Origin of the sequence: Amycolatopsis sp. Hca4 (assembly GCF_013364075.1) — a bacterium.
Taxonomy (GTDB): Bacteria; Actinomycetota; Actinomycetes; order Mycobacteriales; family Pseudonocardiaceae; genus Amycolatopsis.
Genome location: NZ_CP054925.1, coordinates 9864557 through 9886285, shown reverse-complemented (window position 1 = coordinate 9886285; position 21729 = coordinate 9864557). Strand labels below are relative to the sequence as shown.

The 21729-nt window shown below is 73.9% G+C and carries 22 protein-coding genes; 13 read left to right on the top strand and 9 right to left on the bottom strand.

The window, feature by feature from the left end; all coding sequences use genetic code 11:
* Position 1 precedes the first annotated feature (1 nt).
* The 9 genes from HUT10_RS44745 to HUT10_RS44705 form a co-directional block, all read right to left on the bottom strand.
* Positions 2-1384 (bottom strand): FtsW/RodA/SpoVE family cell cycle protein, encoded by a 1383-nt coding sequence (locus tag HUT10_RS44745; protein ID WP_368660812.1) that lies wholly within the window; start codon positions 1382-1384, stop codon positions 2-4.
* Positions 1385-1466: 82 nt separating this feature from the next.
* A complete protein-coding gene (locus HUT10_RS44740) occupies positions 1467-1715 on the bottom strand; it encodes a phosphopantetheine-binding protein (protein ID WP_176176750.1) in 249 nt (82 codons plus the stop codon).
* Positions 1716-1717: 2 nt separating this feature from the next.
* Positions 1718-2932, bottom strand: coding sequence for a ketosynthase chain-length factor (locus tag HUT10_RS44735; RefSeq protein WP_176176749.1), 1215 nt, complete (start codon positions 2930-2932; stop codon positions 1718-1720).
* On the bottom strand, positions 2929-4194 hold the full coding sequence (locus HUT10_RS44730) for a beta-ketoacyl synthase (protein WP_176176748.1): 1266 nt from the start codon (positions 4192-4194) through the stop codon (positions 2929-2931). The genes HUT10_RS44735 and HUT10_RS44730 overlap by 4 nt, the downstream gene beginning before the upstream one ends.
* Before the next feature lie 20 nt (positions 4195-4214).
* Positions 4215-5669, bottom strand: coding sequence for an NDP-hexose 2,3-dehydratase family protein (locus tag HUT10_RS44725; protein ID WP_176176747.1), 1455 nt, complete (start codon positions 5667-5669; stop codon positions 4215-4217).
* Positions 5670-5853: 184 nt separating this feature from the next.
* The gene (locus tag HUT10_RS44720) at positions 5854-6639 is read right to left on the bottom strand and encodes an ABC transporter permease (RefSeq protein ID WP_176176746.1); all 786 of its coding nucleotides are present in this window, start codon (positions 6637-6639) and stop codon (positions 5854-5856) included.
* Positions 6636-7580 carry an ATP-binding cassette domain-containing protein gene (locus tag HUT10_RS44715; RefSeq protein ID WP_176176745.1) on the bottom strand — a complete coding sequence of 315 codons (945 nt, stop codon included), beginning with the start codon at positions 7578-7580 and terminating at the stop codon, positions 6636-6638. The genes HUT10_RS44720 and HUT10_RS44715 overlap by 4 nt, the downstream gene beginning before the upstream one ends.
* 70 nt (positions 7581-7650) lie before the next feature.
* On the bottom strand, positions 7651-8301 hold the full coding sequence (locus HUT10_RS44710; RefSeq protein WP_176176744.1) for a VC0807 family protein: 651 nt from the start codon (positions 8299-8301) through the stop codon (positions 7651-7653).
* A 68-nt stretch (positions 8302-8369) separates the two neighbouring features.
* A complete protein-coding gene (locus tag HUT10_RS44705) occupies positions 8370-9158 on the bottom strand; it encodes an AfsR/SARP family transcriptional regulator (RefSeq protein WP_217709697.1) in 789 nt (262 codons plus the stop codon).
* A 382-nt stretch (positions 9159-9540) separates the two neighbouring features.
* On the opposite strand from HUT10_RS44705, the gene HUT10_RS44700 reads away from it, so the two are divergent.
* The 13 genes from HUT10_RS44700 (at position 9541) to HUT10_RS44640 (ending at position 21701) form a co-directional block, all read left to right on the top strand.
* Positions 9541-10764 (top strand): class I SAM-dependent methyltransferase, encoded by a 1224-nt coding sequence (locus HUT10_RS44700; RefSeq protein ID WP_176176742.1) that lies wholly within the window; start codon positions 9541-9543, stop codon positions 10762-10764.
* A 23-nt stretch (positions 10765-10787) separates the two neighbouring features.
* A complete protein-coding gene (locus tag HUT10_RS44695) occupies positions 10788-11468 on the top strand; it encodes a dTDP-4-dehydrorhamnose 3,5-epimerase family protein (RefSeq protein WP_303247012.1) in 681 nt (226 codons plus the stop codon).
* Positions 11465-12574: a DegT/DnrJ/EryC1/StrS aminotransferase family protein gene (locus HUT10_RS44690; protein ID WP_176176741.1), complete on the top strand. Its 1110-nt coding sequence runs from the start codon at positions 11465-11467 to the stop codon at positions 12572-12574. The genes HUT10_RS44695 and HUT10_RS44690 overlap by 4 nt, the downstream gene beginning before the upstream one ends.
* Positions 12571-13491 (top strand): NAD(P)-dependent oxidoreductase, encoded by a 921-nt coding sequence (locus HUT10_RS44685; protein ID WP_176176740.1) that lies wholly within the window; start codon positions 12571-12573, stop codon positions 13489-13491. The genes HUT10_RS44690 and HUT10_RS44685 overlap by 4 nt, the downstream gene beginning before the upstream one ends.
* Before the next feature lie 22 nt (positions 13492-13513).
* Positions 13514-13945, top strand: a complete 432-nt coding sequence (locus HUT10_RS44680) for a cupin domain-containing protein (RefSeq protein ID WP_254897304.1) — start codon at positions 13514-13516, stop codon at positions 13943-13945.
* Between the two features lie 27 nt (positions 13946-13972).
* Positions 13973-15442, top strand: a complete 1470-nt coding sequence (locus tag HUT10_RS52345) for a methyltransferase (protein WP_176176739.1) — start codon at positions 13973-13975, stop codon at positions 15440-15442.
* A 160-nt stretch (positions 15443-15602) separates the two neighbouring features.
* Positions 15603-16850: a cytochrome P450 gene (locus HUT10_RS44670; protein WP_176176738.1), complete on the top strand. Its 1248-nt coding sequence runs from the start codon at positions 15603-15605 to the stop codon at positions 16848-16850.
* On the top strand, positions 16835-17158 hold the full coding sequence (locus HUT10_RS44665; protein WP_254897303.1) for a TcmI family type II polyketide cyclase: 324 nt from the start codon (positions 16835-16837) through the stop codon (positions 17156-17158). Before HUT10_RS44670 ends, HUT10_RS44665 begins: the two co-directional genes overlap by 16 nt.
* Positions 17155-17493, top strand: coding sequence for an antibiotic biosynthesis monooxygenase (locus tag HUT10_RS44660; RefSeq protein WP_176176737.1), 339 nt, complete (start codon positions 17155-17157; stop codon positions 17491-17493). The genes HUT10_RS44665 and HUT10_RS44660 overlap by 4 nt, the downstream gene beginning before the upstream one ends.
* The gene (locus HUT10_RS44655; RefSeq protein ID WP_217709696.1) at positions 17490-18521 is read left to right on the top strand and encodes a class I SAM-dependent methyltransferase; all 1032 of its coding nucleotides are present in this window, start codon (positions 17490-17492) and stop codon (positions 18519-18521) included. Before HUT10_RS44660 ends, HUT10_RS44655 begins: the two co-directional genes overlap by 4 nt.
* Positions 18518-19654, top strand: a complete 1137-nt coding sequence (locus HUT10_RS44650; RefSeq protein WP_176176736.1) for a glycosyltransferase — start codon at positions 18518-18520, stop codon at positions 19652-19654. Before HUT10_RS44655 ends, HUT10_RS44650 begins: the two co-directional genes overlap by 4 nt.
* Complete coding sequence (locus tag HUT10_RS44645) at positions 19651-20526, top strand: hypothetical protein (RefSeq protein WP_176176735.1); 876 nt, start codon at positions 19651-19653, stop codon at positions 20524-20526. Before HUT10_RS44650 ends, HUT10_RS44645 begins: the two co-directional genes overlap by 4 nt.
* Positions 20523-21701, top strand: coding sequence for an acyl-CoA dehydrogenase family protein (locus HUT10_RS44640; RefSeq protein ID WP_176176734.1), 1179 nt, complete (start codon positions 20523-20525; stop codon positions 21699-21701). The genes HUT10_RS44645 and HUT10_RS44640 overlap by 4 nt, the downstream gene beginning before the upstream one ends.
* Positions 21702-21729: the final 28 nt, after the last annotated feature.

Sequence of the window (21729 nt, the reverse complement as noted above, 5' to 3'; positions counted from 1 at the left end):
GTCACCGGCACCTCCGCGGGTGCGCCGCGCCGATCCGGCTGGGCAGCTCGGGCAGGCCAAGGGAGCCCTGTCCCTGCGGCACATCGCCTTGCCATGGGCGCAATCGAGACTGCGTCCCCGAGCCCTTCGGTGGACGCGCCCGCGCCGGTTCGCCCGGCGGATGCACCGTCCGGCGGCGGTCGCCCGCCGGGGCCGGGCGGGATGCGTGCGGTGGGGGCGGCCACCGCAGGAACCCGGACCGGCCCGGCGCGCGGTGGCGCAAAGCCGCCGCCGCCTCGGGTTCGGTGCGGGCGATGTTCGCGAGGATCCCGAACATCGCCGCCGTCACCAGCAACGACGATCCACCGTAGGAAACCAACGGCAACGTCACCCCCGTCACCGGCAGCAACCCCACCACGTACCCGATGTTGATCGCCGCCTGCGCGACCACCAGCAGCGTCAGCGTGCCCGCCACCAGGCGGGCCCAGGGATCGCGGACCCGCCGCGCGATCCGCGTTCCCACGATCGCGACCCCCGCGTACAAGCCGATCACCGCCGCGCACCCCACGAACCCCAGTTCCTCGCCCACCAGCGCGAAGATGAAGTCGTTCTCCACGCCCGGCAGGTAGCCCCAGTTCGCGCTGCCCCGGCCGAGCCCGCGACCGAACACCCCGCCGTCGGCGAGCGCGTACAGTGCCTGGGTCGTCTGGTACGACGCCGACGAGTCCGACAGGAACGCCAGTACCCGCCCCAGCCGGTAGTCCGCGCTCATCGCCAGCACCGCGAACCCGGCCGCCGCCCCGGACACCAAGGCTGCGAACAGGCGCCCGGGGATGCCCGCGAACCACAGCAGGCCCAGCACGATCACGCCCAGGGTGACCGTCCCGCTCAGGTTCGGCTGGGCCATCACCAGCGCGAACATCAGCAGCGTCACCGGGACCACCGGCACCAGCAGGTGCCGCCAGCGGTGCAGCAGGTGCTGCTTGGCCACCAGCACGTGCGCGCCCCAGAGCACCAGCGCGAGTTTGGCGAACTCGATCGGCTGGACCGACTGCCCGGCGACGACGAACCAGCGCTGGGCGCCGCCGCCGGCCGCGCCCAGTGGGGTGAGCACCAGGACCAGCAGCACCAGCGCCACCGCCATCGCCTTGCTCGCCAGCGCCCGGATCCGCTGCAGCGACAGGCGCAGCGCCAGCCAGAACACGCCAGCACCGAGGCCCAAGTAGGTCAGGTGCCGGAAGAACAGGTCGTACTGCCCGCCGCCGGTGCGCGGGTCGTACGACGAAACCGACGACGCGCTCAGCACCATCACCACCCCGACCAGCGCGAGGATCCCGGCCAGCGCCAGCAGGACGTGGAACGACGCGAGCGCGGAGCCGCGGGACTTCTCGCTGATGGCGCGCACCCCACCCAGTTCGGGGAAACGGCGGTTCCGTTCCCGGCCCCGCCAAGCTAGCCACGCGCCGCTGGCAGGATGCTGAGAAACCTCAGCCCGGCACCAGCCGGTCGTTCACCGCCGCCAGCAGGTCGCGGGGACAGGCGAGCTCCGCGGTCGTCCCCTCGGGCAGCACCACGCCGTACCTCGTGCGCAGCAGAGCTTCCGCCTGCAGCAACGCCAGCGAGTCGTAGCCGAGGTCGTCGAACCCGGTCGTCAGGAACTCCTCCAGGTCCGCCGCGCCGTCGGCGTCGCCGCCCGCTTCGACGATCAGGTCCCTCAGTGCACTTGCGGTCAGCATGGTCACTCCTCTTCGGACGGTCGGACGGGCGTGACGACGACCGCCGAGTTGAACCCGCCCTGCCCGCGGGCCAGTACCAGGGCGGCGGACACGGCGGCCGGGCGCGGCTCGCCCACGACGAGGTCGAGCCCGTAGCCGGGCACGGGCCCGGAGACGTTCACCGTCGGCGGGATCACGGCGTCGCGCAGGCCCAGCAGCGCGGTCGCGACGTCGAGCGCGCCGCCGCCGGACGACAGGCGCCCGGTCATCGTCTTCGGCGCGGTGACCGGGACGGCGTGCCGCCCGAACACCGCCGACACCGCCGCGGCTTCCTGCGCGTCGAGCTCCGGAACGCCCGCCGCGTCGGCGTAGACGACCCCGACGTCGCCGGGCTCGAGACCGGCGTCGGCGAGCGCCCCGCGGATCGCCCGCTCCAGGCCGGGCCGCCCGGGGAGGTCGAAGGTCGCGCAGTAGCCGGCGAGCCTGCCGTACCCCGCGGCGCCCCGGGCCCTGGCGACGGCCTCGTCCTCGACCACCAGCAGCGCGCCGCCCTCGCCGGGCACGAAACCGTGCGCCTCCGGGGAGAACGGCAGGTACGCGTGCTCGGGCCGGGTCTCGGTGCTGATCCGGCCGCTGGCCAGCTGCGCGACCCAGCCCCACGGGCACAGCGACGCGTCGACCGCGCCCGTGACGACGAGCTCGCTCCCGCGCCGCAGCAGCCGCCGGGACTGGCCGAGCACGTCGAGCCCACCCGCCTGCTCGGTGACCACGACCCCGCTCGCGCCGCGCATGCCGTGGCGGATCGAGATCTGCCCGGTGTTGACCGCGTAGAACCACGCGAACGACTGGTAGGCGCTGACGTGCTCGGGCCCGTCGGCCCACAGCCGCTGCAGTTCCCGCTGCCCGAATTCGAACCCGCCGGACGAACTGGCCGTGGCGACGCTCATCGCGTACTCGGGCCGGTCGCCCGGGACGATCCCGGCGTCGGCGAGCGCCCAGTCCGCGGCCACCAGCGCCAGGCGCGTCATCCGGTCGGTCTGCGGCAGCAGCCGGCGCGGCAGGAGCTCGCCGGGGTCGAAGCCGATCTCGCCGGCCAGCCCGCCCGCGTACCCCGAGGCGTCGAACCGGGTCAGCGGCCCGATCCCGCCGCACCCGGCCAGGGTCGCCTTCCAGTACTCCTCGGTGCCGGCGCCGTTCGGGGCGAGCACGCCCAGGCCGGTGACGATCGCCGCGCTCACCGGCTCAGCCGTTCCGGCTTGCCCAGCACGACCGCGCTCTGGAAGCCGCCGAACCCGCTCCCGACGCTGAGCACGACGTCGACCCGGGCCTCGCGCGCGGTGACCGGCACGTAGTCGAGGTCGCAGGCGGGATCGGCTTCGTGCAGGTTCGCCGTCGGCGGCACCACCCCGCGGTCGATGGCGAGCGCGGAGGCGGCCAGCTCGATCGCGCCGATGGCGCCGAGGGAGTGCCCGATCATCGACTTGATCGAGCTCATCGGCGTCCGGCGGGCGTGCTCGCCGAGGCTGGTCTTGACCGCCGCGGTCTCGTGCACGTCGTTCTGCCGGGTACCCGAGCCGTGCGCGTTGACGTAGCCGACGTCCTCGGGGGCGAGCTTCGCCTCGCCGAGCGCCGCGTCGATCGCCGCCGCCATTTCGCGGCCGTCCGGGCGCAGGCCGGTCATGTGGAAGGCGTTGCAGCGGGCGGCGTACCCGCCGATCTCGGCGTAGATCCGGGCGCCCCGCCGCCGGGCCGCGCCCAGTTCCTCCAGGACGAACATGGCGGCGCCTTCGCCGAGCACGAACCCGTCCCGGGAGCGGTCGAACGGCCGGGACGCGGTCGCCGGGTCGTCGTTGCGGGCGGTGGTGGCCTTGATCGCGTCGAAGCAGGCCACGGTGATCGGCGAGATCGGGGCGTCGGTGGCGCCGGCGAGCACCACGTCGGCGGAGCCTTCGGCGACCAGCGCGGCCGCGTACCCCACCGAGTCCAGCCCGGAGGTGCACCCGGCCGAGACCATCGCGACCGGGCCGCCGGCGCCGAACCGGCGGGCGACCTCCGCGGAGATCGAGCTGGGGACGAAGTAGTCGAAGAGGTGCCCGACCGCGCGGCCGGCGTCGACCTCCCAGTGCCGGCCCCGGTCGCTGACCACGGCGTACTCCCGGTCCAGCCCCATGGTGCAGCCGACGGCGCTGCCGACGGTGACGCCCCAGCGGTGGGCGTCCTCCCCCGGCGCGGTGCCGGCGTCGGCGAGGGCTTCGCGCGCCGCGACCAGCGCGAGCTGCGTGCTCCGGTCGAGCCGCGCCGCCTCCTCGGCGGTGAACCCGTGCTCGGCCGGGTCGAAGTCGCATTCGGCGGCCACCCGGGACCGGAAGGGCGCGGGGTCGAAGAAGCTGATCGTCCGGGTGGCGGTGCGGCCCGCGGTGAGCAGGTCCCAGAACGCCGCGGTGCCCGTTCCCCCGGGTGCGACCACGCCCAGTCCGGTGATGACGACGCGTCGGTGCACGGATTCCTCCCTCTCCTCGGTCAGGCCGCCGGTCGTGCGGCGGGGCCGCAGGCCAGCGCCTGCAGGCAGGGCACCAGGCTCCGGGCCTGGACGTCGACGTAGTGGCTGTGCCGCAGCAGGCCGGCGAGCTGGTCGACGGTCATCCAGCGGAAGCCGGGCCGTTCGGTGACGTCCGGGGCTTCGAGCACGGTGTAGCGGGTGCGGGTGTGGTGGAACCGGCCGCCCTCCTCGGACATCACCGTGTCGAAGCGGAACGCGGCCGGGTCGGCGGCCAGCACCACGTCGAGGAACGGCGGCCGGGCCGACGGCGGGGTGCGGGCGTGCGTGGCGGGCGTGCACTGCACGGTCGGGGCCAGCTCCACCGAGTCGAGGAACCCCGGCTCGCGGCGCAGCTGGACGAGGACGTGCAGCACGCCGTCGAAGGCCTTCGCGAGGAAGCACACCAGCCCGGTGCCGCGCGCGGCGAACATCGGCTGCGACCACTCCGCGACCTCGCGGCCCTCGGCCTTGACGTCGACGCCCAGCACCTCGAAGAAGGCGCCGCTCTCGTGCACGATCGCCCCGTCGCGGCGGTGCCACCCGGACACCTCGGCCAGCGGCACCCGCCGCGCGCTCACCGCGGTTTCGGCGCGGGCCGCGGTGACCGCGCCGAGGATCTCCTCCAGGTGGTGGACTCCCCCGTGCGTCCCGGCCATCGACCGGACGAGGGCGCCGGTGAACCCCGCCGCCGTGACGTCCAGCCGCTCCGCCAGGCCGGGGCCGTGCAGCGGGAGGCAGGACAGCACGGTCCTGGCGTCCATGTTGACCAGGTCCTCGACCGCCAGCGCGGCGTGGATCTCGGCGAGGGTGCACCAGCGGAAGCCGTCCAGGACCTCGATGCCCGGGTCGACCTCGACGACCATGTTGCGGTTGCGCTTGCGCAGGAACCACGAGCCCTGTTCCGACTGCAGGACGTCGACGACGACCCGGGCGGGCGGGGCGTCGGCGAAGTGACGCAGGTAGGGCACGGAGCGGCCCCCGTGGGCACGGGTGTAGTTGCTGCGCGTGGCCTGCACGGTGGGCGAGAGCTGGTGGCCCCGCGCGTTGCCGGGCTCGACCTTCGCCTGCATGAGGAACCGCAGCGCGCCGTCGATCCGGGCGACCAGGATGCCGAGCACGCCGACTTCGAACTGGCAGATGATCGGCTGCCGCCAGTGCGGGACCGCGCCGCCTTCGACCCGCACGTCGAGGCCCTCCACGGTGAAGAACCGCCCGGTGTGGTGGCGGAGCACGCCGTCGTCGTGCCAGCCGCGCAGGCCGGCCAGATCCACCCGGGTCACCGTCATCGCCGAGAGCCGGTCGCGCTCGGCGAGCCAGCGGCGCACCGGCCCGGCCTCCCCGGCGGCCAGTGCGGACCCGGCCACCGCGGCGGGCATCCCGCGGTCCCCGGAGACCAGGGTTTCCGGCGGGCGGACGATGGTGAACGGTCCGCTCATGCGGACACCCGGCCGTCCGGCCCGGACTCGTCCGTCATGCGAACTCCTTTGCTAGGCAACGCTTTCTGCGGCAAAGCCTGCCGGTACGGGCTCGACGACGGCTGAAGAGTTCTCGGACGGCTCGCTCGAGGAAGCGCTTGCTCGGCCGCGGGTCCGGAGCCGGGGCGAACCCGGGCGAGTCCCCTCAGCCGCGGGTTCGCAGGGCCACCACGCTGAGCGTGCCGAACACCGCCGCCAGCGCGGCCGACCACAGCACCGCCCCACCCAGCGGCCCGCCGGCCGATCCCCCGGACAGCAGCGCCCGGAGCGTGTCGTTCACCTGCGTCACCGGGTTCACGTCCACCCAGGACCGCAGCCAGGACGGCATCGTGGCCGTCGGGACGAGGGCGTTGCTGGTGAACGTCAGCGGCAGGACCACGACGAACCCGAACACCTGGACCTTCTCCGGATCACGCGCGAGGACCCCGATCCACACCGGCAGCCAGGCGAACGAGACGGTGAACATCGTCAGGACCGCGAAGGCGCCGAGCAGCGCCGGGAACCCGGTCGTCAACCGGAAGCCGAGGGCCACCCCGACCACCAGCAGGACGATCAGCGACCACAGCTGCCGGACGACGTCGGCCAGCACGCGGCCGGCCAGCGGCGCGCCGCGGGCGATCGGGAGGCTGCGGAAGCGGTCGAACAGGCCCTTCTGGAGATCCGTGGACAGTCCGATGGCCGCGTAGATGGAGAGGAACAACGCGTTCTGCACAATCAGCCCGCCGAGGGCGAATTGCAGGTAATCCCGCGGTGTTCCGCCGATCGCACCACCGAAAACGTAGGTGAACAACAGCGTGAACATGATCGGCTGCACCGAAAGGTCGAGCAGCTCGGCCGGTTTGTGCTTGATCTGCAGGATGCTGCGCCAGGCGAAGGTGCCGGACTGGCGCAGGGCGAGCAGGGGCGGGACGTGCCCGGGCGCGGCGGTCACCGGACCACGTCCACAGTGGACTCGCCGCGGGTGATGGCGAGGAACACCTCGTCCAGCGTGGAGCGCCGCAGGGCCAGCTCGCTGACCGGGATGCCCCGCTCGTCGAGCCGCCGGACCACCGCGGGCAGCAGGTCGTCGTCGCCCGCCGTCGTGGCCAGCGCGCCGTCCTCCTCGGTCACCGGGTGGCCGAACGCGGTGAGCACTTCGCGCAACCGTCCCGTGTGGCCGGGGTCCCGGGGCCGCACCACCAGCGTCGACGTCCCCAGCCTGCCCTTCAGCTCGGCCGGGGTGCCGCTGGCGACGACGACCCCGCGGTCGATGACCACGACGTCGTCGGCGAGCCGGTCGGCCTCCTCGATGTACTGGGTGGTCAGCAGCACGGTGGTGCCGTCGCCGACGAGGTCGCGGACCACCTGCCAGAGGTCGCCGCGGGCCGCGGGGTCGAGCCCGGTGGTCGGTTCGTCGAGGAACAGCACCCGGGGACGGCCGACCAGGCTGGCCGCCAGGTCCAGCCGCCGCCGCATGCCGCCGGAGTAGCCGCCCGCGACCCGGCCGCCTGCCGCGCTCAGCCCGAACCGGTCGAGCAGCGCCGCACCGCGCTCCCGCGCGGCCGCGCGGGACAGGCCGAGCAGTTTCCCGATCAGGACCAGGTTTTCCAGCCCGGTCAGCTTTTCGTCGACGCCGGCGTACTGGCCGGTGACGCCGATCAGCCGGCGGACGCGGTGGGCGTCGGTGACGACGTCGCACCCCTCCACCCTGGCCCGGCCGGTGTCGGGCCGGATGAGCGTGCTGAGGATCCGGACCACCGTCGTCTTGCCCGCGCCGTTGGGGCCGAGGACGCCGAGGACCGTGCCCCGGCGCGCGGTGAACGTCGTGCCGGACAGGGCGTGGGTGTCGCCGAAGCGCTTGCCGAGGCCGTCGGCCTCGATCGCCGTCTGCATGGGCCCACTATGGCAAAATCGGCCGCGGGTGTCAGGTTCCTGTTACCCCGCTCGAGCCAGGCTCGAGGTTTCACTCCTCGGGGTCGACCGGGCTGCGCCGTCCGCGCCACTGCGTCCAGGCGACGAGCACCACGATGGCCAGCGCGGCCATCGCCTGCGACAGGAAGGCGGCGACCCCGATCGGCAGCAGGTAGATGACGGCGATCCGCAGCGTCGACTCGCCGAGCAGGCCGAGCCCCCACACCCAGGTCATCCGCCGGTTGAGCCGCCGGAACCCGGCGGCCTCCCGCCACTGCCGGTCGAAGGCGTGCTTGCGCGGTGACAGGCTCCGGCGGATGTAGAAGATCGCGGGGCGGGCGAGGACCAGGCTGGCCAGCACGCTGAGCCCGACCACCGCCGTCACCACGGAGTCCTTGGCCAGCACGAACCGGGCGTCCCCGGTGATCAGCGCGGCCAGCACGCCGAGGAAGAACCGGACCACGAGCAGGATCGACAGCGCGCCGATCTGCCGCTCGCGCACCCAGATCACCACGGCCCGCAGGAACGCCACGCCGCCGGCGGCGGCCAGCGCGGCCGCCTCGGGCACGCCGAACCACACCAGCAGGACCAGGTAGGAGGCGAACGGCAGCGCCACGTCCAGCAGCAGGGTCCAGGCGATGGTCCGCCAGGACGAGGTGGCCCGCTGCCGCTCAGCGGGTGGGTGCTCCGTCGTGTGCGCCAAGGGACGGCCTCCGTGTCGTCGGTATCAGGTGCCGTATACCCACGATCGGGCTCCGGAAGCATCGGGGGTCACCCGCAGCGCTCCTGGCGCACGCCGGGCAGGGAGGGGACACCGGCCGGCCGCGGCCCGTTCAGCGCGAGCTGCAGGGCGTCGTCGAGGCACGGCGAGGGGTCGATCCCGAGCTCGGCCCGCAGCATCGAGCGGACCGAACGGTAGGCGGCGATCGCCTCCTGCCGCCGCCCGCTCATCGACAGCGCGCGGACGAGCTGGGCGTGGAAGTTTTCGTGGAACGGGTAGGTGTGCACCAGCCGCTTCAGCTCGGAGACCAGCTCTCGGTAGTGCCCGGTGTTCATCCGCGCCTCGATCAGCAGCTCGGTGGCGCATATCCGCAGCTCGTCGAGCTGGGTGACGTACCCGGTGAGCACGGACCCGCAGACGACGTCGGCCAGCGCCGGGCCGCGCCACAGGCTCAGCGCGCCTTCGAGCAGCTCCACCGCCACGTCCGGCTCCAGCTCGAGGACCCGGGCGGCCTGCTCGATCTTCGCCTGGAACTCCAGCACGTCGATGGAGCCGTCGGGCACCTGCAGCATGTACCCGAGCGGCCGGGTGACGATCGTGGTCCGCCGCGACGGGCTCTCGAGCCGGCGGCGCAGCTGGTAGACGTAGGTCTGCAGGGTCGTGTGTCTGCTGACGGGCGGCCGGTCACCCCAGAGCTCGTCCGACAGCTCGTCGACGTAGGTGACCTTGTTGGCGTTGAGCAGGAGCATGGCCAGCACCTGCCGTTGTTTCGGCGCCGACGGGATTCCACCGCGTTCGTCGGATCGAATCTCCATGCCGCCGAGCAATGTGAAATCCACCCAACACCTCCGAATATTTCCGCACCGGAATGGACCGGGGTGCGGACAGATATCGGTGTCGTGAGTCTTTCACCGTGAATGCCGTCCCCCGGTGGCGAATTTCATGCTAGATCCGGTTATAAGGACCCTGACAGCTTGAACCGGTTTTGTGACCTATCTCACATATCATTGCCCTTGGCTTTGATCGACAGATGTGAACGCACTGCAACGATTTTCTCGACGGTGTGCGACGATTTGCCACCCAGCGGGGCTCCTGCTCCCGGTGACGTGCGGCTCCAGCGGTTGCCGGCCCGCCGGTCGAGCGAGCTTCGAGAACTTCGAGAACTTCTCGAGCCGCGCTCCCCAGGCTGCCCGGCATCCGACTTCCCGAGGGGGTAACCCGATGTCCCAGTGCCGGGTCTGCGGCCGATCCGTCGAGCTCGTGCTCGACCTCGGCAGCCAGCCGTTGTCCGACGTCTTCCCGCCGGAACCCCCGGCCGCGGGCCAGGAGTTCTTCTACCGGCTGCAGCTGGGCCGGTGCGCCGGGTGCGCGACGGTCCAGCTGCTCGAAGAAGTCCCGCGCGAGCGCATGTTCGGCGAGCACTACCCGTACCGCTCATCGGGATCGTCGGTGATGCGGACGCACTTCTCGGACTGGGCGAAGCACCTGCTCGGCACCGAACTCGCCGGCAAGCCCGACCCGTTCGTCGTCGAGCTCGGCTGCAACGACGGCGTGATGCTGGGGACGATCGCCGAAGCCGGGGTCCGGCACCTCGGCGTGGAACCCTCCGGCGGGATCGCCCGGACCGCCGAGGAACGCGGGGTCCGGGTGCTCACCGCCTACTTCGAGAAGGAGACCGCGGCCGCGATCGCCGCCGAGGACGGGCCGGCCGACGTCATCTACGCGGCCAACACCCTCTGCCACATCCCGTACATCGGCTCGGTGCTCGACGGCGTGAGCGAGCTGCTCACCGACGACGGGATCTTCGTCTTCGAAGACCCCTACCTCGGGGACGTCGTCGCGGCGACGTCGTTCGACCAGATCTACGACGAGCACTACTTCCTCTTCAGCGCCACCACGGTCGCCGAGCTGGCCCGCCGCCACGGGCTGGCGCTGGTCGACGTCGAGCGCCTGGCCGTGCACGGCGGCGAAGTCCGCTACACGTTGGCGCGTGAAGGAAAACGGCCCGCGAGCCCCGCGGTCGCCGAGCTCGTCGCCGAAGAAGCGGAACGCCGGCTGCACGACCCCGCCACCCTCGCCGCCTTCGCCGACAGCGTCCGGCACAACGCCCGCGAGCTCATCGCCCTGCTCACCCGGCTGCGCGAGGACGGGCACACGATCGCCGCCTACGGCGCCACCGCCAAGAGCGCGACGGTGACGAACTTCTGCGGGATCGGCCCCGAGCTCGTCACCACCGTCTACGACACCACCCCCGAAAAGCAGGGCCGGGTCACGCCGGGCACCCACATCCCCGTCTCGCCGGCGTCGGCGTTCGACGCGCCCTACCCGGACTACGCGCTGCTGTTCGCCTGGAACCACGCCGCGGAGATCATGGCTCGGGAGACGGAGTTCCGGGAACGCGGCGGCCGCTGGATCACCTACGTGCCCGACGTCCGGGTCCTCTGACCCGCCTTCCCCCGGGAGTCCCGTTGTCCCTGCCGGTCGACGCGTCCACCGCGGACGCACCCGGGACCCGGCGCGCGCTCGCCGTCGCCGGGGCCTGGACCTTCACCCCGGCCACCCACCGCGACGGCCGCGGGCTGTTCCGCACCGCCTACGACGAGCGCGACCACCGCGCGTTCGCCGGAGCGCCGCTCTTCCCGCTCGCGCAGGTGAGCACGAGCCGGTCGCGGGCGGGCGTGGTGCGCGGCATCCACTTCACGCGCACGCCGCCCGGCGTCGCCAAGTACGTCTCGTGCGTGCACGGCAGCGTCCTCGACTACGTCGTGGACCTGCGCACCGGCTCGCCGACCTTCGGGGCGTGGGACGTGGTGCGCCTCGACGCCGAGCACGGCCGGGCGGTCTACCTCCCCGTCGGGGTGGGGCACGCCTTCGCCGCGCTGTCCGACGACGCCACGATGACCTACCTGCTCTCCGGCACCTACGTCCCGGAGAACGAGCTCGCCCTGTCGATCCACGACCCGCGGATCCGCCTGCGGCTGCCGCGGCCGGTCGGGCGGGACGCACCGGTGCTGTCGGCCCGCGACCGCGACGCGCCGACGCTCGCCGAGCTCGACGCCGCCGGCCTGCTGCCGGACCACTCCACCAGCACCGCCCTCGAAGCGGCCCTCGGCGGCCGCCTCCCCCGACCGGTTGAGGAGACCGCATGACGATCCGGGTTTGGGACTACCTGAGCGAATACGCCACCGAGCGCGAAGACATCCTGGACGCGGTCGAAACCGTCTTCGGTTCCGGGCAGCTCGTGCTCGGGCCGAGCGTCGAGGGGTTCGAAGCGGAGTTCGCCGCCTACCACGGGGTCGCCCACTGCGTCGGCGTGGACAACGGCACCAACGCGATCAAGCTCGGCCTGGAGGCCCTCGGCGTCGGCCCCGGCGACGAGGTGATCACGGTGGCCAACACCGCCGCGCCGACCGTGGTCGCGATCGACGGGACCGGCGCGACGCCGCGGTTCGTCGACGTCCGCGCCGAGGACCAGCTGCTGGACACCGCGCTGCTGGAAGCCGCGATCACCGAGCGGACCCGGGCGATCGTCCCGGTGCACCTCTACGGCCAGTGCGTGGACATGGACGCGGTCAACGCGGTCGCCGCCCGGCACGGCCTGCGGGTGCTCGAGGACTGCGCGCAGGCGCACGGCGCCCGCCGGCACGACCGGCTCGCCGGCACCATGGGCGACGCGGCCGCGTTCTCCTTCTACCCCACCAAGGTCCTGGGCGCCTACGGCGACGGCGGCGCGACGATCACGCGCAGCGCGGAGACCGCCGAGGCCCTGCGCCGGCTGCGCTACTACGGCATGGCCGAGCGCTACTACGTCGTCCGGACGCCGGGCCACAACTCCCGGCTCGACGCGGTCCAGGCCGAGATCCTGCGGCGCAAGCTGCGCCGGCTCGACACCTACGTGGCCGCCCGCCGGGAGATCGCCGCCCGGTACGCCGAGGGGCTCGGCGACACCGAGCTGGTGCTGCCGTCGGTCACCGCGGGCAACGAGCACGTCTACTACCTCTACGTCGTCCGCCACCCCCGGCGCGACGAAATCCTCGCCGAGCTGGCGAAGCAGGACATCGAGCTGAACGTCAGCTACCGCTGGCCGGTGCACACCATGAGCGGGTTCGCGCACCTGGGCTACGGGCCGGGCTCGCTGCCGGTCACCGAGCACCTCGCCACGGAGATCTTCTCGCTGCCGATGTACGCCGCCCTCGACAAGCGCCGCCAGGACGACGTGATCGAAGCGCTGCGGCGGACCCTGGGTGCCCGGTGAGTGCCCGCGATCCGCTGGTCGTGGTGCTCGGCGGCACGGGCTACCTCGGCTCGTCGCTGGTGGCGCGGCTGGCCGCGCTCGGCGTCCGGACCCGCGCGGTGGGACGGCGGCCGGTGCCCGGGCACGTCCGCGCGGACGTCACGCGCAAGGACGAGCTGGCTTCGGTGGTGCACGACGCCGACGTGGTGGTCCACCTGGTGGCGCGGATGAGCGACGGCCGCTCCTGGCGGGTGGCCGAAGACGACCCGGAAGCGCACCGGACCACCGTGCAGCCGATGGTCGATCTGCTCGACATCGTCGGCGGCCGCCCGGTCACGGTGGTGACCGCCGGGACCGTCCCCTCGTCGAGCCACGCCGGCTACGACCGGCACAAGCGAGCCGTGGAGGAAGCCCTGCTCGGCGCCGCGTCGGCCGGGGCGGTGCGCGGGGTCGTGCTGCGGCTGCCCACGGTCTACGGCGCGGGCGCCGGCTCGCCGGGGACCGGCGTGGTCACCGTCATGGCCGCGCGGGCGGTGGCCGGCCTGCCGCTGACGCTGTGGCACGACGGGTCGGTGCGCCGGGACCTGGTGCACGTCGACGACGTAGCGGCGGCCCTGTGGCTCGCGGTGTGCCACGCCGAGGCGCTCGACGGCCGCGCGTGGCCGGTCGGCTCCGGGCACGCCGTCCCGCTCGGCGACGTCCTGAAGCTGATCGCCGCCGCCGCGGCCCGCCGCACCGGCGTCCCGGCGGTGCCGCTGCAGCGCGTGCCGCCACCGGACTACGCGGCGCCGGGCGACTTCGAGGACGTCGCCGTCGACCCTTCGTCCTTTGTGGACATCACCGGCTGGCGCCCGGCGGTCCGCCTCGAAGACGGCCTCGACGGCGTGGTGCGGGCGGCCCTGACCGCCCGCCCCGGCCTGCGGCTCGTCCGCCCGTGACCCGACACCCCAGGAGGAACCCGTGCCCGAACCCGTCCCGCCGATCCGCATCCGCACCGCGGACGTGCCCGCCGGCCGCCGCCAGGGCGGCCACATCCGCCCGCTGCTGACCCCCACCTCGGCCGGCACCCGCGCCGGCTTCCTCGCCGAAGCCGTGCTGGACGTCGGCGAAGCCGTCAGCGAGCACTACCACCCGTGGTCCGACGAGCACCTGCTGGTCGTCGAGGGTGCCGTGACGCTCGAAGTGGACGGGCACGCCGTCGAGCTGTCCGCCGGGGACGCGAGCTTCGTCCGGCGGGGCGCGCGCCACGTGATGCGCCAGCACGGCCCGGTGCCCGCCCGCGTCGTGCTGTTCCTCGGCCCGCTCGCGCCGAGCCCGGCCGAGGGGCACGTCGACACCGCCCCCGTCCCGCACCCCGACGCGCCGCCGCCGCGCGTCGGCCACCCGTCCTGACCACCACCGCCAGAGAGGGAGCCACCCGTGCCGGCCACGACCGACAACCGCGTCGTCATCGACGCCCCGTTCGCCACCGTCTGGGACCTGACCAACGACGTCGCGTCCTGGCCCACGCTGTTCACCGAGTACGCGAAGGCCGAGATCCTCGGCGAGAGCGCGGATTCGGTGCGGTTCCGGCTGACCACCGTGCCCGATCCGGACGGGTCCGTCTGGACCTGGGTCTCCGAGCGGTTCCCCGACCGCGACGCCCGCAGGGTGACCGCGCACCGGATCGAGACCGGCCCGTTCGAGTACATGCGGCTGCGCTGGGACTACCGCGACGTCGACGGCGGGGTGGAACTGCGCTGGCGGCAGGAGTTCGCGGTCCGGCCCGGCCTGCCGTTCGACGACGCCGCGATGACCGAGCGGCTGAACCGGACCTCCGCCGAGCAGCTGCAGCACATCAAGTCCGTGATCGAGGCCCGCGCCGGCGCCGGTCCCGGGAGCGCCGACGCCCACCGCGAGCGGCTGACCATCCTCACCTGCGGGCTGCGCCTGGCCCACGTCGTCGGGGCGCTGGCGGAACTGGGCGTCGCCGAGATCCTCGCCGAAGGACCGCGGCCGGTGGACGAGCTGGCCGGGAAGTGCGGGGCCGACCCGGACGCGCTGTACCGGGTGCTGCGGATGGCCGCATCCTTCGGCGTGTTCACCGAAACCGAGCCCGGCGTGTTCGACGGCACGCCCCTGTCCGGCCCGATGCGCGCCGACCTGCCCTACAGCCTGCGGCCGCTGATCGCCTACGGCCGCAAGCGGTTCTTCACCGAGCCGTACGGGGCGCTGCTGCACACGCTGCGCACCGGGCGGCCGGCCACGGTTCCGGTGCTGGGCACGGACTTCTGGGGCTACCTGCGCGAGCACCCGGACGACGAGCAGTTCTTCGACGCGATGATGACCGAGCTGGGCCGGTGGGAGACCGAGCGGCACCTGGCGCGGATCGAGCCCGAGCGGTACGCCCGCATCGCCGACCTCGGCGGTGGGCACGGGCACTTCCTCGGCGCGGCCCTGCGCCGGGCCCCGGAGACCCGCGGCATCCTGGTGGACCGGCCCAGCGTGCTGGCGGACGCCGGGCCGGTGCTGTCCGCCGAGGGCGTCGACAACCGGGTGGAGCTGCGCCCGGGCGACTTCTTCGGCGACCCGCTGCCGGCCGACGCCGACGCGTACTTCCTCAAGGCGGTGCTGCACAACTGGCCCGACGCGCAGGCGGAGGCCCTGCTGCGCCGCGTCCGCTCCGCGATCGGCGACCGGGAGGCGCCGCTGTTCGTGGTCGAGCAGGTGGTCTCACCGGGCAACGGCTTCGACCACGGCAAGGTCCTCGACATCGACATGCTGGTCCTCTTCGGCGGCCGCGAACGCACGGTCACCCAATGGCGGGACCTGTTCGCCGACACCGGCTTCCGCCTGACCGGCAAGCCGGAAACCGGCCGCTGGACCGTCCTCCGCGCGGACCCCGCATGACCGTGTCGTCCCCCCGATCACGAGTGATGCCCCTCCCATCACGCGAGATGCCTCCCCCGTCACCCGAGAAACCCCTCCGGACACACGAGGTCCGCCCCCGATCACGCGAGTTCCGCCTCCGATCACGCGAGAACCGGATCACGCCCCACAGGGAAGCCGCATGACAGCACAGACGCAGCCCACCACCACCTACCCCTTCGCCGCCCGCGACGGCATCGACCCCGATCCCGGCTACGCGACCGCCCGGGCCACCCGGGCCCCCGTCCCGGTCTTCCTCGGCGAAGGACGCTGGGCGTGGCTCGCCACGACCATGGCCGACGTCCGGACCGTGCACACCGACCCCCGCTTCTCCCGCGCGGCCGCCGTCGAAGCCGCCGGGGCGCCCACGGCCGGGCTCTCCCCGCCCGCCGGGTCCCTGCTCGCCCTCGACCCGCCGGAGCACACGCGGCTGCGCAGCCTCGTCAGCGGTGCCTTCTCGGCCCGGCGGATGGCCGCCCTGCGGCCCCGGATCGCGGCCCGCGCGCAGGCCCTGCTCGACGTCTGCGCGCAAGACGACCCGGCCGACCTCGTCGCCGGCTACACGCGGCCGCTGTCCACCGGTGTCATCGGGGCGCTGCTCGGCATCCCCGAGGCCGACCACGACCGGTTCTTCGTCTGGGCGCAGGCGTTCCTCTCCACCGCGCCCGGGTCCGCGCCGGAGGTCGGCCGGGCCCGCGGGGAACTCGCCGGCTACTTCGGCGAGCTACTGGGCCGCCGGGCCGCCCGGCCGCAGGACGACCTGCTCTCGGACCTGGCCGCGCAGGACGCGAGCCCGCGGGAACTCGTCCCGCTGGCCATGGCGATCCTCATCGCCGGGCACGAGACCACCAGCAACCACCTCGCCAGCTCGCTGATGCTGCTGCTGTCCGACCCGGCCGCGGCCACGGCCCTGCGCGGTGACCCGGTCAAGGTCGGCCACGCCGTCGAGGAGCTGCTACGGGCGATCTCCCTCGGCTCGGTCGGCGGCTTCCCCAGGGTCGCGACGTCCACAGTGGACCTCTCCGGCGTCACCGTCGAGGCGGGCGACCTCGTCATCCCGGCGCTCAACGCCGCCAACCGCGACCCCGCCGCGTTCGACGCCCCGGACGAGCTGCGGTTCGACCGGTTCGCCGCCACCCCGCCGTCGCACCTGGCCTTCGGGACCGGCCCGCACTTCTGCCTGGGTGCCGCGCTGGCCCGGATCGAACTGGCCGAAGGCATCACCGCGGTGCTGGACCGCCACCCCCGGGCCGAACCGGCCGAAGCCGACCTCGTGTGGAGCCGCGGCTCGCTGGTCCGCGGCCTGCGCACGCTGCCGGTCCGGCTCGGCCCGGCCACCACGTCTCCCACCGCGGAGACCGGAAAGGAGAACCCGTGCACCGCGCCCTGATGGTCCGCCGGTGGAACCCCGCCGACCGCGACCGGATCACCGAGCTGTTCGCCGAGCACGACCGCACCGCCCTGCCCGCGCAGATCGGCGCGACCCGGCGGACCCTATTCGGCTTCCACGACCTCTACTTCCACCTCATCGAAGGCGAGGACGGCTTCCAGCAGCGGCTCTACACCGCCGTGCGCGACCAGCGCTTCCGCGCCATCGACGGCGAGCTGGCGCAGCTGCTGCTGCCCTACCGGCCCGACGAGCCGTCGATGGCCCAGGCGCAGGCCGAGCCCTTCTACGACTGGCGGAGGCCGGCATGACCACCACCGAAACCGGGGTGTTCCGGGTGCTGCTGGAGATCGACATCGGCGACACCCCGCCGTCCGACTTCTTCGCCGCGTGGGACCGGATGGCCGCCACCGCAGGCCGGGCGCCCGGCATCCTCGCCCAGTCCCTCAACGCCCACACCCGCGAAACCGGCCGCTACTTCGTCGTCAGCGAATGGGACACCCCGGAGGACTTCCGGGCCTTCTCCGCCGGCGAAGCGCACGAGGAGCTCGCGAAGGCGCTCAAGGCGCTCGGCCGCACCGTTTCGATGACCGGCATGCGCCAGGTCCGCACCAGCCCGCCCGCCGACCCGGAGGAACGCCCATGACCACGCTCGAAGCCGCGCCGGTGACCCGGGAGCGGCTGTACCGGATGATGCGGGTCTACAAGGAGACCAGCCTGCTGCGGGCCGGCCTGCGGGTCGGCGTGTTCGACGCGCTCGGCGCCGGCCACGCCACCGCCGCCGAGGTCGCCGAAGCGACCGGCGCCGAGCCGCGCGGGATCCGGCTGCTGCTGAACGCCTTGACCGCGCTCGGGCTCGTGCACGGCGGCGCCGACGGACCCTACACTTTGGACGAAGGCGCGAAGTCCCTGCTGGTGACCGGCGAACCGGGCTTCTACGGCGGCATGGTCGACGTCGTGGCGAGCGACGAGGAGTGGGACGCGATGCGCGACCTCGCCGGCGCCGTCCGGCAGGGCGGGTCGGTCCGCGACGTCAACGCCGAGACACCCGGCTACCACTACTGGGAGACCTTCGCCCGCTCGGTCGGGCCGGTCACCGTGCCCACCGCCGGGCTGCTGGCCGAGCTGCTGGAGCCGTGGTCGGCGGGCCGGGAGGCACCGCGCATCCTGGACCTGGCCTGCGGGCACGGGATCTACGGGTTCACCCTCACCCGCCGGCTGCCCGGCTCGACCGTCACCTGCGTCGACTGGCCGAACGTGCTGGCCATCACCCGGCAGCACGCCCAGGACCAGGGCCTGGCCGACCGCGCGCGGTTCGTCCCCGGCGACATGTTCGAGCTCGACCTCGGCGCCGGCCACGACCTCGTGCTGGTCACCAACGTGCTGCACCACTTCTCCGAACAGCGGTCCGCGGAACTGCTGGCCCACGCCGCGGCCCAGCTCGCCCCCGGCGGCCGGATCGGCGTCGTCGGGTTCGTCGCGGGCGACGCCCCGGCCGACGACCCCGAGCCGCACCTGTTCTCCGTGCTGATGCTGGCCTGGACCGAGGCCGGCGAGGTCCACACCACCGCGGCGCACGAGCGGATGTACGCCGCCGCCGGCCTCGAAGCCGAGGCGACGCGGCAGGTGCCGGGGCTGCCCTTCCACGTCACCGTGCTGAGGAGGAAGCCGTGACCCGCGTTCTCGCCTTCACCTCCTCGGGCCTCGGGCACCTGTTCCCGATGGTGCCCAGCCTGTGGGCGGCGCGCTGCGCGGGCGCGACGGTGCTCGTCGGCGCGACCGGGCCCGCGGTGGCCGGGGCGGTGTCCGCCGGGCTCCCGGCCGTCGACCTGCTGCCGGGCGGGACGGACGAGCTGGCCGCGATCCGGATGTCGTTCCTGCGCCGGATGCCCGGTGCCGCGGAGGCCGAGCGGTTCGACCTCGCGATGCAGTTGTTCGCGGCACTGGCCGACCGGGTCGCCGACGCGGCCGTCGCGCTCGGCCGGGCGTGGCGGCCGGACGTCGTCGTGCACACCGCGCTGCAGCCGGTCGGCCCGCTGGTGGCCGCGGTGCTCGGCGTGCCGTCGGTCGAGCACGGGTTCCAGCTCACCGGTGTGGCCCGGACGCAGGACCGGATGGCCCCGCACCTGGCCGAGGCGTGCCGCCGGCACGGCGTCGCCGGGCTGGCCGACCCCGACGAGGCCCTCGACGTCTGCCCGCCGAGCATGTACCCGGGCGGGCCGACCGGCCTGGTGCTCGGCTACCGGCCCTACAGCGGCGCCCGGGTGCTCGACCCGGGCGGGTTCGCCGCCCGGCCGGGCCGCCGGCGCGCGCTGGTCACCCTGGGCACGACCGCCGAGCACGGCGAGCTCGCCCCGCTGCTGCTGCGGGCACTGGCCCGGCACGACCTCGACGTGCTGGTCGCCGGCGACCTCCCGCCCGGCACGGACCCGGGTTCGGTGCTCGCCCACGGCTGGCTGCCGCTGGAAGCCGTGCTGCCCGGCTGCGACGTCCTGGTCCACCACGGCGGGGCCGGCTCGACCCTGGCCGCGCTCGCCCGCGGGGTGCCGCAGGTGATCGTCTCGCGCGAAGCGGACCACGCGTTCAACGGCGACGCGGTCACCCGCCGGGGCGCGGGCGTGTTCGCCGTGCCCGAAGGCGGCGACACCGGCGTGCTCGACGACGCGCTCGACCACGTCCTCCACGACCCGCGGCCGGCCAAGACGGCGCGGGACGTCGCCGACGAGATCGCCGGCCTGCCCGGCCCCGAGCAGGTGGTGCCGAACCTCCTGGCCGAACTCACCGCCGCCCGGAAGGAACCCGCATGAACCTCGTCGACATCGCCGCCCGGGGCCACCTCGACCCGCGGGCCGGCTGGCTGGGCGTCACCGCCCTCGTCGTCCACGCACTGTCCATCCGGGACAGCGCGGTGCCGCGCGAGGCCGCGCTGGGCTGGCCGGCCGGCAGCACCGGCGGTCCGGAGTGGACGGTGGACCGGCCGGTCGACGCGAGCGGGTGCGTCGTGCTCGCCGGCCGGTCGGACGACGGCACCGCGACCTGGACGGCCTACGCGGGCGAGGCGGTGACCACCGAGCCGGTGCCGCTCGCCCCGGCGATGGACGTCTGGGGCGGGCACCGCGTGCGGCTGCGGGACGGCGCCCGCGCGGGGACGGTCGTCGACGACACCGCCGCGCCCGGCGACGACCTGCTGTCCCTGCCGCCCAGTGTGCTCGCGGTGGTCGCGGCGGGCGCGCACGCCCTCGGCGTCGCCGGGCGGTTCCGGGACGCCTTCCTGCGCAAGGCCGCCGCCAGCGCCCGTGGCTGGGCCGCGGTCAAGACGATCGACGACCCGATGGTGCTGTCGATCCTGCTGTCCGCCGAAGCGCTGCTCGACGGCGCCGCGGCGCTGCTCACCGCCCGGACCGCGAAGCCGGCCACCGGTCCGGCCGCGCTGGCCCGGCTGGTCGTCACCGGCATCGGCGCGCTGGACGCCGCCCGCACCGCGACCACCCAGGTGATGACCCTGACCGGCGCGAGCGCGCTCTACGACGGCAACCCCATGCAGGAATCCTTCGCCCACCTCGCCGCGCTCGGCGCGCACCCGTGGTTCGACCGGCCCGCGCGGCTGCTGGCCGAGCGGGCCGCGCTCGAGTCCGACCTGGACCGGCTGTTCTCCGACGAACCGAGGAAGGCGTCATGACCGCAACGGAAACGGTGCGCACCCCCGAGCAGCTCCTCGGCGACGCCCGCCGGATCGCCCGGGACCTCGTCGGCGGCGAAGCGGCGACCGAACGCGCGCGGACCCCGAGCCGAACCGCGGTGGAGGCCCTGCGCGAAGCGGGCCTCTTCTCGCTGACGCTGCCCCGGGTGCTCGGCGGTTCGGAGACCGACCCGGCCACCGTCCTCTCGGTCGTCGAGGAGATTTCGTGGGCCGACCCGTCGGTGGGCTGGACGCTGATGATCGGCCAGGCGTCCGGGTTCCTCGGCTGGGGCTCGGCCGAACTGGGCCGCCGGGTGGTGGCCGAGCGCCCGGACCCGCTGATCGCGTGCGCGCTGGCGCCGATGGGCGAGGGCACGATCCTGCCGGCGACCGAAGCCGAGGGCGAGGACGGTCCGGTCTACCGGCTCGACGGCCGGTGGGCGATCAACTCCGGGTGCCGCCACGCGGACTGGTTCATCGCGGCCTTCGCCAAGAAGGAACCCGGCGTCGACTCCCCGCAGTGGGGCGAGGACGTAGTGCGCTTCGCGGTGCTGCCGGCCAGCGAGGTGAAGGTGCTCGACACCTGGCACGTGCTGGGGCTGCGGGGTTCGGGCAGCGACGACGTCGAGATCCGCGGCGTCGAGGTGCCGCACTCGATGACGTTCAGCCCGTTCTTCGAGCCGGGCGAGCACGAGGGGCCGCTGTACCGGCTGTCGTACTTCGCGTTCCTCATGATGATGATGGGCGGGTTCTCGGTCGGCCTGGCCCGGCGCGCGGTCGAGGAGTTCCGCGCGCTGCCCGAGGCCGATCTGGCCGACACCGCCGCCCAGGTCGAGTTCTGGCGGCTGGACAACGAACGCCTGGCCGCCCGGTGCCTGCTCCACGAGGCCGCGGCCCGGGTGTGGGACGAGGTCACGACGGCGGGCTCGGCCCGGCCGGAGACCCGCGCGCGGTTCGCCGGCGCGGTCCAGCACTCCCAGCGCGTCGCGGAGCGGGTCGTCGACGGCGCCTACCGGCTGGCCGGAGCGGCGGCCCTGCGCGACGAGCACCCGCTGCAGCGGCTGTGGCGGGACGTGCACGCCGCCGGGGCGCACCTGGCCTTCGGGCTGGTCACCGAGCGCCGGATGGCCCGCGTCTGCTACCTGGGAGACCACTCGATGCAGTACATGATCTGACGCTCACCCGGCGTCGCCCTTGCCGGCG

Coding starts and splice junctions, on each gene's coding strand:
- HUT10_RS44740 (WP_176176750.1), bottom strand. CDS start 1,715: ATGCTGACCGCAAGTGCACTGAGGGACCTGATCGTCGAAGCGGGCGGC.
- HUT10_RS44725 (WP_176176747.1), bottom strand. CDS start 5,669: ATGAGCGGACCGTTCACCATCGTCCGCCCGCCGGAAACCCTGGTCTCC.
- HUT10_RS44715 (WP_176176745.1), bottom strand. CDS start 7,580: ATGCAGACGGCGATCGAGGCCGACGGCCTCGGCAAGCGCTTCGGCGAC.
- HUT10_RS44700 (WP_176176742.1), top strand. CDS start 9,541: ATGTCCCAGTGCCGGGTCTGCGGCCGATCCGTCGAGCTCGTGCTCGAC.
- HUT10_RS44690 (WP_176176741.1), top strand. CDS start 11,465: ATGACGATCCGGGTTTGGGACTACCTGAGCGAATACGCCACCGAGCGC.
- HUT10_RS44670 (WP_176176738.1), top strand. CDS start 15,603: ATGACAGCACAGACGCAGCCCACCACCACCTACCCCTTCGCCGCCCGC.
- HUT10_RS44660 (WP_176176737.1), top strand. CDS start 17,155: ATGACCACCACCGAAACCGGGGTGTTCCGGGTGCTGCTGGAGATCGAC.
- HUT10_RS44655 (WP_217709696.1), top strand. CDS start 17,490: ATGACCACGCTCGAAGCCGCGCCGGTGACCCGGGAGCGGCTGTACCGG.
- HUT10_RS44645 (WP_176176735.1), top strand. CDS start 19,651: ATGAACCTCGTCGACATCGCCGCCCGGGGCCACCTCGACCCGCGGGCC.
- HUT10_RS44640 (WP_176176734.1), top strand. CDS start 20,523: ATGACCGCAACGGAAACGGTGCGCACCCCCGAGCAGCTCCTCGGCGAC.